Genomic DNA, 14,544 nt, shown 5'->3' with positions numbered 1-14,544 from the left:
CAACCAACTAGCTTAGTTATCTCTCGTTTTTACTGTTTTTGGTTTATTCAACCGTTCTTAAAAATGTAAAGAATTTTCGAGAATCGTATGTGTTTCACTGTTTAGTTATCAAGGTTGTCTGCCTTGCGGCAGCTTGTTTATTTTATCATGTTGTTTTCGACTTGTCAAGAACTTTTTTAAGTTTTTTCAAATCTTTTTTCAACTGATTCATTGTCCGTTGACAGCTTGTTTACTTTATCATAGTTCCAAGCGTTTGTCAATATCTTTTTTTATTTTTTTGAAAAAGTATTTTTTCAAAAAAATAAAGCGGAGAAGGAGGGATTTGAACCCTCGCGCCGCGTTAGCGACCTATACCCTTAGCAGGGGCACCTCTTCGGCCTCTTGAGTACTTCTCCAGACTCCGAACTAATAGTTCAATATTAAATTCGAATGCACTTTGGTATTTCCCGAAGCGCATTTGTAATTATATGTAAAAAAACCTGTTTTGTCAACAGGTTTTTTTACTTTTTTCAATATTTTTTATTTTTACACTATTATATACTATTTTAAAGCATTATGCATACTGTGAAATTGTAGCTTCGATACGTCTTTTCACCTCTGCTGCAATCTCTGTTGTCTTCATATCTTTATACTCTTCATAGTATATAGGTTCCAGGAAATGTACCTGTACTGTAAGTGGTTTGATAGAACCTGTATCAAATGCCTTATAAGAATCGATCAACGCTACTGGTACGATCGGGCATTTTGACTTGGTTGCCGCTTTGAAGCTTCCGCCTTTGAATTCCTGTGGATGATTTCCGTCTTTGCTTCTAGTTCCCTCTGCAAAGATCAGATAGTTTCGTCCTGCCTTTACTTCTTTGATAACATTAATGATCACCTGCATAGACTGCTTGACATCCTCACGGTCGATCATAAAAGCTTTCATAATTGCAAATACCTGTTTCAGGAACGGTACGTTTGTCAGCTCTTTCTTCGCTACTACTGAAAAAGGCACCGGGCACACCTGTATGATCGCAAGTACGTCAAAAAGACCCTGATGATTTGGAAAGAACATAAATCCGTTCTCTTTTGGAATGTTTTCTATTCCATGACCATCGATCACAAGATTACCACCGCGTACTGCTCTGTTATCTACATACTTAAGGAGCTGATATCTCTCCTCTTCGCTGTAACGGTCTGCATGTGATGCATACCAGCATAATTTGAACCATCCATATGGAACAAAAAAGAGATTTCTAAATACCATCAATAATATTCTTTTCATTTATTTTTGTCCTCAATATATCATGATCCTATTTTTTCCGAAATCTTATCTTCATATCCCGGATTTTTCTTGATAAATGTATCGTATGCTTTGGTATAAGTCTTGTAAGCGTCTGTCTTCATAAAGTTGGCATAGTCTGTGGCTGCCTGTGTTCTCATATCATCTGTAATCTGTGATGATGACATAATATAGTAAGTTTTATCCTGTTTTCCTACCATATAGGTTCCTACACATGGATATTCCTGGTCATCCTCAAGGATCAGATTATAGGTTATATATACATATGTATAATTATCATTCTGAGAAAGTACCTGGCAGTCCTGAATAGATACTTTCTTTGGATTATGTGCCTCAAAATACTTCAGCGTTGCTGTGATCTCTGTCTGGAGATCTGCTTCTGTATTATCTTTCTGATTGTAGCAGTCTTTTACTTTGTTTTCTTTTCCGTCAACATAGGACTGAATCAGTTCCTCTGTAACTTTTTCCGGTGATTTGTGGCTTACACCCCCACATCCTGCCACACAGAGTGTCAGTAATACCAACACTCCTGCTGCAAGATATCTGTACCATTTTTTCATGGTTATTCCTCTTCTCCTGTGTTCTCACTCTGTGCATCCTGATCTAAAGTCTGATCAGACTCTTCAGTTACTATCTGTGCATCATCTGCAGTTTCTCCTGCTGCCGACTGCGCATTTGCGTCTTTTTCTTCTTTATCTCTTACCTTGGCTACACTTGCTACAGTGACACCATCTGTAAGATTGATCAGTTTTACACCTGATGTGATTCTTCCAAGAATGGAAATATCAGAGCATGCGATCCTGATAATGATACCTTCCGTTGTGATCAACATGACTTCATTATCTTCATTTACAGCTCTCGCTCCAATTACATCACCGGTTTTCTCTGTGATCTTATAGCACTTCACACCTTTTCCGCCACGGTTCTGGCATGAAAATTCTGCCATTGCAGTGCGTTTACCCATACCATTTGCAGATACGATCAGCAGGCAGTCTCCCTGAGAATTCAGCTGCATTGCTACAACTTCATCACCATCGTCAAGGTTCATACCTCGTACACCCATGGAAGTTCTGCCGGTGCTTCTTACATCTGTCTCTTTGAAACGGATACACATACCGTCTTTTGTTACCAGGATCACGTCTTTCTTATCGTCTGTAAGCTTAACCTCGATCAGCTCGTCATCGTCACGTAAAGTAATCGCTGCCAGTCCGTTCTTACGCACATTTGCATATTCATGGATCGGAGTTTTCTTTACAAGACCGTTCTTTGTCGCCATCATGAGATAATTGCCGTCCTCAAATTTGCGGATTGGAATGACTGCTGTGACAAATTCTCCCGGCATCAGCTGTAAAAGATTGATGATCGCAGTTCCTCTTGCAGTACGTCCTGCTTCCGGGATCTCATATGCTTTCAGGCGGTATACTCGTCCTGTATTTGTAAAGAACATCAGATAATGATGAGTAGTGGTCATCAGAAGTTCTTCGATGTAATCGTCCTCAAGAGTCTGCATGCCCTTGATTCCTCTTCCACCTCTGTTCTGGCTTCTGAAATTGTCTACTGTCATTCTCTTAATGTATCCAAGTTTGGTCATTGTGATTACGGTATTCTCTCTTGGAATCAGATCTTCTGTAGAAATATCGTATACATCATATCCGATGGAAGTCTTTCTTTCATCGCCGTATTTCTCAGCAATCGCAAGGATTTCCTCACGGATCACGCGCAGAAGAAGATTTCTGTCTGCAAGGATTGCTTCATATTTACGGATCTTCTCCATTAAGTCAGCATATTCTGCTTCCAGTTTCTCTCTTTCCAGACCTGTCAGAGCACGCAGACGCATATCTACGATTGCCTGTGCCTGGACATCTGTCAGCTCGAAACGCTCCATTAATTCCTGTTTCGCGATCTGCACGTTCTGGGAAGCTCTGATAATACGGATCACTTCGTCGATATTATCAAGGGCTTTCAGCAGTCCCTCTAAGATATGGGCACGTTCTCTTGCTTTATTCAGGTCATATTTTGTTCTTCTGGTCACTACATCTTCCTGATGTGCCAGATAGTATTCCAGCATCTGTTTCAGATTTAATACCTTCGGCTCAAGGCTTCCGTTATTTGGGATAAGGGAAAGCATATTTACGCCAAAAGTATCCTGAAGCTGGGTATGCTTGTACAGTAAATTCAGAACTACATTTGCATTTGCATCTTTTCGCAGATCAATACAGATTCTCATTCCCTCACGGCTGGAATGATCATTCAGGTCTGTGATTCCATCAATCTTTTTATCTCTTACAAGTTCTGCAATCTTGGAAATCAAACGTGCCTTATTTACCAGATATGGAAGCTCTGTAACGATAATTCTGGACTTTCCGTTTGGAAGTGTCTCGATGTTTGTTACGGCACGTACACGGATCTTTCCACGGCCTGTTCTGTAGGCTTCTTCAATTCCTCTTCTGCCAAGGATCGTGGCACCTGTCGGGAAGTCTGGACCTTTTACAATGTCCAGGATCTCTTCCATTGTGGTTTCACGCTGTTCTTCGATGATGTTATCAATGATCTTGACAACCGCATCTACGACCTCTCCCAGATTATGAGGAGGGATATTTGTTGCCATACCTACTGCTATACCAGAAGTTCCGTTTACCAGAAGATTCGGGTAACGGGACGGCAGTACAACAGGTTCTCTCTCTGTCTCATCAAAGTTTGGCTGGAAGTCAACGGTATCTTTATTGATATCTGCCAACATTTCCATGGAAATCTTGCTCAGACGTGCCTCGGTGTATCGCATGGCTGCTGCCCCGTCACCGTCCACGGAACCAAAGTTTCCATGTCCGTCTACCAGCGGATATCTGGTAGACCATTCCTGTGCCATATTTACAAGTGCGCCATAGATAGAACTGTCACCGTGCGGGTGATATTTACCCATTGTATCACCGACAATACGCGCACATTTACGATGCGGCTTGTCAGGACCATTGTTTAACTCTATCATGGAATACAGTACACGACGCTGAACCGGTTTCAGACCATCTCTTACATCAGGTAATGCTCGGGAAGCGATAACGCTCATAGCATAATCGATGTAGGAGTCCTTCATGGTCTTCTCCAGATCCACCTCGTGGACTTTGTCAAAAATATTATCTTCCATTTATCTATTCTCCCTATTATCAGATATCCAGATTCTTTACAAATCTTGCATTCTCTTCAATAAATTCACGTCTTGGCTCTACCTTATCGCCCATCAGTGTAGTAAATGTCAGGTCAATCTCAGATGTAGCTGCTTCGTCCATGGTAACCTTGAGCAGGATTCGTTTCTCAGGGTCCATTGTTGTCTCCCAGAGCTGGTCTGCATCCATCTCTCCAAGACCTTTGTAGCGCTGGATCTTGTTATTTCCGTCACGGCCGATTTCTGTCAGGATCTGATTCAGTTCATCGTCGTCGTATGCATACCATACTTTCTTGTTCTTCTCAACCTTGTATAACGGAGGCTGCGCAAGGTATACATATCCCTGTTTGATCAGTTCCGGCATGAAACGGTACAGGAAAGTCAGCAGCAGGGTGGCAATGTGCGCACCATCAACATCGGCATCGGTCATGATGATGATCTTGTGATAACGAAGCTTGCTGATATCAAAATCCTCATGGATTCCCGTTCCAAATGCTGTGATCATAGCTTTGATCTCGGCATTTGCATAAATTTTATCCAGACGTGCTTTCTCTACGTTCAGGATCTTACCTCTCAAAGGCAGGATAGCCTGTGTCACACGGTTTCTGGCAGTCTTTGCGGAACCACCGGCGGAATCTCCCTCTACGATGTAGATCTCGCAGTTCTCAGGATTCTTGTCTGAGCAATCTGCAAGTTTTCCAGGAAGAGACATATTGTCAAGGGCTGATTTTCTTCTGGTGAGGTCACGGGCCTTACGGGCTGCCTCACGGGCTCTCTGTGCAAGAACAGATTTCTCTACAGTAGCTTTTGCTACAGTCGGATTCTGTTCAAGAAAGATTTCAAGCTGTTTGCTTACTACACTGTCAACAGCACCTCTTGCTTCGCTGTTTCCGAGTTTCTGTTTAGTCTGTCCCTCAAACTGAGGATTCTCGATCTTAACACTGACAATTGCAGTCAGACCCTCTCGGATATCATCTCCGCTTAAGTTCGGCTCGCTGTCTTTGAGCAGTTTATTCTTTCTTGCATAATCGTTGAAAGTTTTTGTCAGAGCATTTCTGAAACCTACGATATGAGTACCGCCCTCTGGTGTATTGATGTTATTTACAAATCCATAACAGTTCTCTGTATAAGAGTCATTATGCTGCATGGCAACCTCTACAGATACTCCGTTTACCTGTCCCTCGCAGTAAATGATCTCCGGGTAGAGCGCTTCTTTACTTCTGTTAAGGTAAGTTACGAATTCGCGGATACCACCCTCGTAATGGAAAATTTTCTCTCTTTCCATTCCTTCTCTGGTATCTTTGAGACAGATCTTCAGACCTTTTGTCAGGAATGCCATCTCTCTCAGACGCTGTTTCAGGATATCATAGTCGTATACAGTTTCTTCGAAAATATCTTTATCCGGCAGGAATACAACTGTTGTTCCAGACAGTTCCGGGTCGCAGTCGCCTACAACTTTCAGAGGATACATGGTCTTGCCTCGTTCGTATCTCTGCTGATAAATTTTTCCCTCATGATAGATTTTTACTTCAAGCCAGGTAGAAAGTGCGTTTACTACAGATGCACCTACTCCGTGGAGTCCGCCTGATACCTTGTACCCTCCACCACCGAATTTGCCGCCGGCATGAAGAATGGTAAATACAACTTCTACAGCAGGGATTCCTGCTTTATGGTTAATGCCTACCGGAATACCACGTCCGTTATCGACAACTGTGATAGAGTTATCCGAATTGATCACTACCTGAATTTCCGTACAAAATCCAGCAAGAGCTTCATCAACTGCATTGTCTACGATCTCATAAACCAAGTGATGAAGACCTCTGCTGGATGTACTTCCGATATACATACCTGGTCTCTTTCGTACGGCTTCCAAACCTTCCAGAATCTGGATTTGATCCGCTCCGTATTCTGTATTTTCTCCGCCCATTTTATTCCTCCTGTTATCTATTGATCATAACCAGAATATATCTGAAAACCCTTGCGGGTTTACCATAAACAGGTTTTCAAATATATTCTGGTATTTGGACATAATAATACAAATTTATTATAGCACAAAAGCCTATATCTTGCCACATTCATCACCAAAAAAACATTAAATACTATTACATTTTCTTTGGATTATTCCCCAAAAATCATTGTATTTCGTACAATGCAAAAAGAATCCCCGCGCACGGGAATTCTTCTGCCTGTTTCTCTTATTCTTCGCTTTTGTTAATGAGATACTGGTACACATCTCTCTTGGTCATTCCTCGGTCGTTTGCTACCAATTTCATGGCTTCTTTTCTGGAATGGCCCTGGTTTTCGTAGATTTCCATGTGTTCTTCTATGGTGATTTTTTCCCAGGAAGCTTTCTGTTCTTCTTCCATTTCCTTTCTGCTTCTTCCCTCGATCACAAGGACACATTCACCCAGTGGTTTCTCTGTCTGGTAATAGAGAATCAGGTCCTCGATGGTTGTATGGAAAGCTGTCTCGTGTTTCTTTGTCAGCTCTCTGCATAAAGTCATCCTGCGGTTTCCCAGAGTTTCTTTTAACTCCTCCAGAGTTCTTACCAATCTGTGTGGTGCTTCGTAGAGAATAATGGTTCTTGTTTCATTTTTCAGTTCTTCCAGGATTACTTTTCTCTCTTTTTTATCTGCAGGAAGAAAGGCTTCAAATGCGAATCTTCTTGTTGGCAGACCGGAAAGAGTTAAGGCTGTGATACAGGCAGCAGGTCCCGGAAGTGAGGTTACTTCAATCCCAGCTTCATAGCACATTGCTGCCAGTTCTTCACCCGGATCGGAGATTCCCGGAGTTCCGGCATCTGTGATCAGAGCTATGTTCTGACCTTCCTGCATTTTGCTGATCAGGACGTATGCCTTGTCGATCTTATTATACTCATGATAACTGGTCATGGGTGTTTTAATGTCAAAATGGTTCAACAGTTTGATACTGTTTCTGGTATCTTCTGCTGCTATAAGATCTACTTCTTTTAATGTGCGGAGTACCCGGAGTGTAATGTCCTCCAGATTTCCTATGGGTGTTGCGCACAAATACAATTTACCACTCATAATTGATTCCTCTCATAATGCTTTGCAAAAAATTTAGATCATATCATAAATCTTCAATATACTCTCTGTATAAACTCCCGGCTCTTTATATACGATCAGCGGCGGTTCCACGGTCACTCTGGAATTTCCGCCCTTTAATGCTTCGATCAGTACCATATTCGGTTCTCTGTCTATGTATGGATACACAAGCTGCATTCTCTTCGGCTCCAGACGGTATTTTGTCAGAACATTCATGATCTCTGTCAGTCTGAACGGTCTGTGCACCATATAAAATCTGCCCCGTTCTTTCAATACTTTTGCCGCCTGGCTGACCACATCCTCCAGATTACATAGTACCTCATGTCTGGCGATTGCTTTCGGCATGTCCGGATTGCGCAGTCCATGCTGCCCGATCATATAAGGTGGATTGCTCGTCACTACATCAAAAGAGGCTGCCCCAAAAATTTCGGCCGCCTCCTTAATGTCACCCTGTACGATATCAATATCGTTCTCCAGATGATTATACCTGACACTGCGTCCGGCCATGTCTGCGCATTCCTGCTGAATCTCAAGACCTGTAAAATGTTCTCCATTTGTCTTTGCCTTAAGCAGAATCGGAATGATTCCCGTTCCTGTTCCCATGTCCAGAGCAGTCTCACCTTTTTTTACTTTTGCAAAGCCGGAAAGAAGAACCGCGTCCATTCCAAAACAGAATTTCTCAGGATCCTGGATCACATAATATCCATTCTGGAGGTCATCTACTCGTTCTTTATCTCTTACCAGCTGATCAGTCATTTAATTTGGAATCTCCTTTTTTATCTTCCAGATTTCCAAGTTCCTTTAACTCTTTGTCAGAGACTTTAACTTTCTTCTTTCTTGGTCTGAATTTCAGTTCATCCACCGGGAATTCCTGAATTTCTTTTTCGTCATTAATCTCAACAATTACCTTTACACGCTGACGGAGTACATTTACGCTGTGTACCGTTCCCTGAAGTCCGTCCGGAGTTGTAACAGAGTCCCCCAGTCCCGGAAGCTTCTTGTTCAGTTCCTCGTATGTCTCCTGCTCATTCTTCAGACAGCACATCAGTCTTCCGCATACGCCGGAAATCTTTGTCTGGTTCAGAGACAGGTTCTGCTCTTTTGCCATCTTGATGGATACTGGTGCAAATTCAGACAGATAAGTATGGCAGCATAAACATCTGCCGCAGATACCAATTCCGCCGAGGATCTTTGTCTCATCGCGGACACCGATCTGACGGAGTTCAATACGTGTTTTGAAAATCGCTGCCAGGTCTTTTACAAGCTGACGGAAGTCGATTCTGCCGTCTGCTGTAAAATAAAACAGTACTTTGTTATTGTCAAATGTATATTCTGCATCTATCAGCTTCATTTCCAGACCGTGTTCACGGATCTTCTTCTGACAGATTTTGAATGCATCTCTTTCTCTGAGTCTGTTCTGCGCTTCTCTCTCATCGTCCTCCTTTGTTGCTACGCGGAGCACTTCTTTGAGAGGATGCACGACGTCTTCCTCACCTACTTCTCTTGGTGCAAGTACAACTTTCCCGTATTCAATTCCACGGGCAGTCTCTACGATCACATGATCGCCTGTTTTGATCTCGTAATCCTTAGGGCTGAAATAATAAATCTTGCCTACATTACGAAATCTCACGCCTACTACTTTTGTCATTCTATTTCTCCCTGATCGTCAGGAACAGTAATTCAAATGCCAGGTCAAAATTAACATTTGCTTTCAGACGTACCTTGGTCTTCTGGATGGAATCCAGAATGTTCTCCAGATTCTCATAGGAACGCTGTTTCGCCTGCTCTCTGATAAAATTAATTTCCTGCTTAAATACCAGATTGTCGACCTCCTGGGTTGCCTTAAACATCAGGACATCTCTGAACCAGAACTGGAAAATATCCAGATAATCGTTGATATTCTGCTTCTCACCGGAAAGGCTCTTGATCGTATCTGACAGCTCATATACTTCCATAGTATTTGCATATTTGAGAATCTTCAGTGCATTCTGAGTCATCTCTGCAAATTCCTGTGAAGTAGCTGCTTCTTTTGCTCTTCCGATACTGCCCTGTGCAAAGGATGCATCAATCTCTGCCTGATAATCCGGCACGTGGAGATGCTCCATCAGGTATTTCTTTACAAGACCGTCATCTACTACCTTAAGGTCAAGACGAACACATCTTGACAGGATCGTCGGCAGCAGTCCGCCGATATTATTGGTCAGCAAAAGGATCACTGCATATTCCGGCGGCTCTTCGATTGTTTTAAGAAGAGCGTTCTGAGCCTGCGGTGTCATAAGATCTGCATCTGCAATAATATAAATCTTGTAAGGACTGTAATATGGTCTGATATCTACATCATGAATGACCTGATCTCTGATCTCATCAATTGAAATCGTTCCCGGTTTCTCATGTGTAACCATAATAATATCCGGATGATTCTTGCCTATCGCTTTTTTGCAGGAGTCGCATTTCTGGCACGGCTCTGTACCGCCGGCTTCGCACTGAAGTGTTGCCGCAAAAGTTCCTGCAAGAAGTTTCTTACCAGAACCTGGTTCGCCGGTAAAAATATAAGAATGCGATATTTTTCCTGATTCTATTGCATTTTTTAAGTGTCCGATAATCTCGTCATGTCCGATAATGTTGTTAAATCCCATCATAAGAATCACCTCACCAGTCCGTTTTGTAAGATATTATACCATAAAAGCAGATCTATTGCATAGATTTTATATAATTTACGATTTCTTTCACACATTCGTCGAGATCTGTATTCTGAAAACGTTTCCATATCCCTGCATCCAGAATATTCTCCTCTGAGAAGTCTGACTGGTCTGCAATAAATCTCCTGCACATTTCCTCGTATTTCGGATTTGCCTGTTCCCGTTCTCTCTTAAGAGCACGGCTGAGTCTTTCTCCGTCTTCCACCTGGATATAAACAGGACAGACTGCTTCGTCACCGTAATATTTACGCATTTTCTTAAAAGACTCCAGTGTACCGATTCCCAGATAATCAGAATCTGCCAGATCTACCTGTCCGTCATCTGCTGTAAAGTAAGTCCAGATCCCGTGAACTGTATGGTAAGCTCTCGCTTCGATCAGATTTCCATTCTTACGGAATTCTTTCAGTTTGTTATCATCTACAAAGTAGTAATTCTTTCCGTCCTCCTCCCCGGCTCTGATCGGCCGGGTAGTATACAGGACAAGTGTTTTTAAATTCAGTTCTTTATGTGCCGCCAGAAGTGAATAAATCCTGTCTTTCCCTGACGCACTCTTTCCCATAATATAAAAAATCTTTCCCATGTCTGCTATGTTATTCCTTTGCCGGACTGTCTTCTTCCTGACCGGATTCATTCCGGGCAGCTGCGCAGATGGTCTCTGCAGATGTGTCGCTGAGTCCCTGCACTTCCAGTCCCTGTTCCATGTATCTTCTCACATTTCGCACGAATTGTCCAGTAATCTGCTCACCCGGCACAATGATCGGAATTCCTGGCGGATACAGATAGGCAAACTCTGCGCTGACTTTTCCGATGCTCTCTTCCAGAGGGTATCGTCTCTGCTGTGCATCCATTGCCTGAGCAATGGTCATAAGCTGTTTCATTCTTGCATGGGAAGTGTTCTCCTGTGATTCTACTGCTTCAGATACCAGTTCTGTCTCTGCATCAATTTCTTCAATCGCAGCACATAATCTGTCAAATCCCTCTTCCGTATCTCCCACTGCTGCAATTCCAAGAACATATTTCTCTGCTTCCATCTCCATCTCGATATGATATCTGTCGCGAAGCATTTCATGAAGCTGATGTCCATTAATGGAAGTTCCAACTGTGGAAAACAGTAACTTGGATCGGTCAAAATCATAGATTCCTGTTCCCTGAAGCATAGACGCTTCGATCAGCTTTATCTTCTCACATTTTGAAAGGCGCTCTCTGGCTTTTTCCAGATTGTAGGTAAATTCGCGAAACATCTGCTGCCCGTCTTTCTGCAGCTTATCCATACATGCATCCATACTTGCCATCAGAATATAGGACGGACTGCTGGTCTGGTAGATTCCCATGAAGCGTTTGATCTTCCCCACATCTACCCTGTCGCTGCAGATATGAAGTACCGCTGTCTGTGTCATAGACGGCAAAGTCTTGTGAAAACTCTGGATCACGATATCTGCTCCCAGTTCTGCTGCCGAAATCGGAAAATAATCTGAGAACCGGAAATGTGCACCATGTGCTTCGTCCACGATCAGAGGGATTTCATGTCTGTGTACCACCTCTGCTATCTCTTTTATGTCGGATACAACTCCGTCATATGTAGGCGATGTGATCAAAACTGCCTGCACATCCTGATTTTCCTCCAGATATCTTTCCACACTTCTGGCTGAAATGCCGCCGTTTATCCCCAGTCTCTTATCTTCGTGTGGATAAACATAAACCGGCAGCAGGTCACGCAAATAGAGTGCATGATAGACAGCTTTGTGGCAGTTTCTTGCCACCAGGATTCTACCGCCCTTGTTTACTGATGCACTGACTGCTGCCAGCAGCGCTGCTGTACTTCCGTTTACACTGAAAAAGCACTTCTTTGTGCCGTAAATCTGTGCTGCATTCTCCTGTGCTTCTTTCAGGATTCCCTCCGCATGATGGAGATTATCAAATCCGGAAATCTCTGTGATGTCTCTCTCAAACGTGAAGTCCCCTGCTGAAGATGCCTTGTTACGTTTATGTCCCGGCATATGAAACGGATAATAGTCGGACTTGCTGTAGCTTTCTAATTTTTTATATAATCTTTCCATATTTTCCCTTTTTTATACATAGTGAATCATAAACTTGTCGATACACGAGTCTCCAAACATTGCTTATTACTTTTTGCAATTGAAGCATTAGACCTACCTGATCTGGTCAACTCAGGAGACTTACATAATTGAATAAACAATCAGTTTATAAAACATCGGTTATCCTCAAACGTCCTGACAGATAAATTTCTGCCAGGACGCCTGATTCAGTTACACCTTAAATCTGTAGCCTACACCCCAAATTGTTTCAATATACTGCGGCTTGGCTGTATTAAATTCAATTTTCTCACGGATTTTCTTGATATGGACAGTAACCGTAGCAATGTCTCCCACGGATTCCATATCCCAGATTTCTCTGAAAAGTTCTTCTTTGGTAAATACTCTGTTCGGATTCTCTGCAAGGAATGTGAGCAGATCATACTCCTTGGATGTAAAGGTTGTCTCTTCTCCGTTTACCCATACACGACGTGCAGTCTTGTCGATCTTGATTCCTCGGATCTCTACAATATCATTCTTCTGCACGTTGGAACCGATCAGACGATTGTATCTGTCCATATGTGCCTTAACTCTGGCTACCAGTTCACTCGGGCTGAACGGCTTTGTCATGTAATCATCTGCTCCAAGTCCCAGACCTCTGATCTTGTCGATGTCATCTTTCTTTGCAGACACCATGATGATCGGAGTGTTTTTCTCCTGGCGCACCTGTCTGCAGATATCGAAACCGTCCACTTCCGGAAGCATCAGATCCAGAATGATCAGATCAAATTCCTCGTTCATTGCACGTGTCAGTCCTGTATCTCCTCTGTTGCATATCTCAACCTCAAACCCGGAGAGTTCCAGATAGTCCTTCTCCAGATCTGCGATTGCTTCTTCATCTTCTATGATTAAAATTCTACTCATTCATTGGTACCTCCTGATACTTTCTAAGTACAAAATACATGATCGTGCCGATTCCCAGTCTGCTGGTTGCCCAGACCTTTCCTCCGTGATCCTCCAGGATCTTCTTTACGATGGATAGTCCAATTCCGCTTCCTCCCTTGGAAGAATTTCTCGACACATCTGTTCTGTAAAAACGGTCAAAAATGGATGGCAGGTCTTTTGCTGCGATTCCTTTTCCGTTATCTTCGATTTCTACCTGAATAAAATCACCGACATCCTTTACACGGATCTGAATGATTCCTTTTGGCTTGTCCATATATTTGATGGCATTACTGATAATGTTGTGAATAACACGACGAATCTGTTCGCCATCTGCGATTACCTGTACACCGCTCTCTACATAATTGGCATATACCAGCTCGATTCCTCTGGTCTCCAGTTCCAGTCCTACTTCCTCTGCGCAATCGCTGAAATAGTCTTCTACATTCAGTTTACTGAATGTGTATGGAATTCTATTTGTATCAATTTTAGAGTAGAAAGTCAGCTCATTGATCAGGTGATCCATCTCGTTTGTTTTGTTGTAGATGGTCTTTACGTAGCGGTCCATTTTTTCCGGTGTATCTGCCACTCCGTCCATGATTCCCTCTACATATCCTTTTACTGCTGTGATCGGTGTCTTGAGGTCATGAGAAATATTACTGATGAGTTCCTTGTTCTCTTTATCCAGGAGAACTTTCTCTTCTGCCGATTCCTTGAGCCTCTTTCTCATCTCTTCGAAATCCCGGCAGAGTTCCGAGAATTCATCGTCACCCTCTACCTCCAGAACAAAATCCAGATTGCCCTCCTTGATATTCTGCGTAGCTTTCTTCAGCTTTACCAGAGGTGTAGCAATACTTCTGTAGATCCACAAACCAATGGACAGTGCCGTAAATACCAGAATAACCGTTGCCGTAAATAGCACATCTTTTGCAATGAGTCTTACCTGTGTCTGGCTGTTGGCGGATTCCCCGACGGAAATGTCATATACAACTTCTGTCGAATCCTTTACCTGCTGCGCAAGCTTTGTATGGCTTAATCCATATAAGGTTGCCGAAAAAAGAAGCAGCGGAACCAGAATGCTCATGCCGAATCCTATCACGATTCTTGTCTTTAACTTCATTTGAATCATCCTTTATCTTTTATTTTTTGTTTTCCTCTCTATCTCATTCCCTGAACATTACTTTTCGTTTATGTCTTTCAGAAATATTCTCTGAGTTTATCACTCTGTCACCCTCAATGTCTTAGATTTATTATATCATAAAGTTCAATTTCCATATCTAAATTTTCTATAAAATACAATCTCATTGTCACACTTCTGAGTATACAAATACCCATTTTATCACTATAAATCAAATTAAGCGCA

The 14,544-nt window shown here is 42.5% G+C and carries 12 protein-coding genes and 1 tRNA gene; all 13 read right to left on the bottom strand.

The window, feature by feature from the left end:
• Positions 1-307: 307 nt before the first annotated feature.
• The 13 genes from KQI87_RS02535 to KQI87_RS02475 all read right to left on the bottom strand — a co-directional run bounded on the left by KQI87_RS02535 (position 308) and on the right by KQI87_RS02475 (position 14,301).
• A tRNA-Ser gene (locus KQI87_RS02535) sits at positions 308-395 on the bottom strand.
• 158 nt (positions 396-553) lie between these two features.
• Positions 554-1,264 carry a lysophospholipid acyltransferase family protein gene (locus KQI87_RS02530; protein WP_216458783.1) on the bottom strand — a complete coding sequence of 237 codons (711 nt, stop codon included), beginning with the start codon at positions 1,262-1,264 and terminating at the stop codon, positions 554-556.
• 20 nt (positions 1,265-1,284) lie between these two features.
• Positions 1,285-1,842 (bottom strand): hypothetical protein, encoded by a 558-nt coding sequence (locus KQI87_RS02525; protein ID WP_216458782.1) that lies wholly within the window; start codon positions 1,840-1,842, stop codon positions 1,285-1,287.
• A gap of 2 nt (positions 1,843-1,844) precedes the next feature.
• Positions 1,845-4,424, bottom strand: coding sequence for a DNA gyrase subunit A (gene gyrA / locus KQI87_RS02520; RefSeq protein ID WP_216458781.1), 2,580 nt, complete (start codon positions 4,422-4,424; stop codon positions 1,845-1,847).
• A 19-nt stretch (positions 4,425-4,443) separates the two neighbouring features.
• Positions 4,444-6,369, bottom strand: a complete 1,926-nt coding sequence (gene gyrB / locus KQI87_RS02515; protein ID WP_216458780.1) for a DNA topoisomerase (ATP-hydrolyzing) subunit B — start codon at positions 6,367-6,369, stop codon at positions 4,444-4,446.
• Positions 6,370-6,637: 268 nt separating this feature from the next.
• Complete coding sequence (gene rsmI / locus KQI87_RS02510) at positions 6,638-7,489, bottom strand: 16S rRNA (cytidine(1402)-2'-O)-methyltransferase (RefSeq protein WP_216458779.1); 852 nt, start codon at positions 7,487-7,489, stop codon at positions 6,638-6,640.
• A 33-nt stretch (positions 7,490-7,522) separates the two neighbouring features.
• Positions 7,523-8,263: a tRNA1(Val) (adenine(37)-N6)-methyltransferase gene (locus tag KQI87_RS02505; protein ID WP_216458778.1), complete on the bottom strand. Its 741-nt coding sequence runs from the start codon at positions 8,261-8,263 to the stop codon at positions 7,523-7,525.
• Positions 8,256-9,155, bottom strand: a complete 900-nt coding sequence (locus tag KQI87_RS02500) for a PSP1 domain-containing protein (protein WP_216458777.1) — start codon at positions 9,153-9,155, stop codon at positions 8,256-8,258. The genes KQI87_RS02505 and KQI87_RS02500 overlap by 8 nt, the downstream gene beginning before the upstream one ends.
• 1 nt (position 9,156) lies before the next feature.
• Complete coding sequence (gene holB, locus KQI87_RS02495) at positions 9,157-10,146, bottom strand: DNA polymerase III subunit delta' (protein ID WP_216458776.1); 990 nt, start codon at positions 10,144-10,146, stop codon at positions 9,157-9,159.
• A 52-nt stretch (positions 10,147-10,198) separates the two neighbouring features.
• Positions 10,199-10,786, bottom strand: a complete 588-nt coding sequence (locus KQI87_RS02490; protein WP_216458775.1) for a guanylate kinase — start codon at positions 10,784-10,786, stop codon at positions 10,199-10,201.
• Positions 10,787-10,796: 10 nt separating this feature from the next.
• Positions 10,797-12,263, bottom strand: a complete 1,467-nt coding sequence (locus KQI87_RS02485; protein WP_216458774.1) for an aminotransferase class I/II-fold pyridoxal phosphate-dependent enzyme — start codon at positions 12,261-12,263, stop codon at positions 10,797-10,799.
• A gap of 210 nt (positions 12,264-12,473) precedes the next feature.
• Positions 12,474-13,163, bottom strand: coding sequence for a response regulator transcription factor (locus tag KQI87_RS02480; protein ID WP_216458773.1), 690 nt, complete (start codon positions 13,161-13,163; stop codon positions 12,474-12,476).
• Complete coding sequence (locus KQI87_RS02475; protein WP_216458772.1) at positions 13,156-14,301, bottom strand: sensor histidine kinase; 1,146 nt, start codon at positions 14,299-14,301, stop codon at positions 13,156-13,158. Before KQI87_RS02475 ends, KQI87_RS02480 begins: the two co-directional genes overlap by 8 nt.
• Positions 14,302-14,544 lie beyond the last annotated feature (243 nt).

The organism is Blautia sp. MSJ-9, from assembly GCF_018919065.1.
Classification (GTDB): Bacteria; Bacillota; Clostridia; order Lachnospirales; family Lachnospiraceae; genus Blautia_A.
Note: the sequence above shows the minus strand (reverse complement) of the source record. Positions and strands in the feature narration are given on the sequence as shown.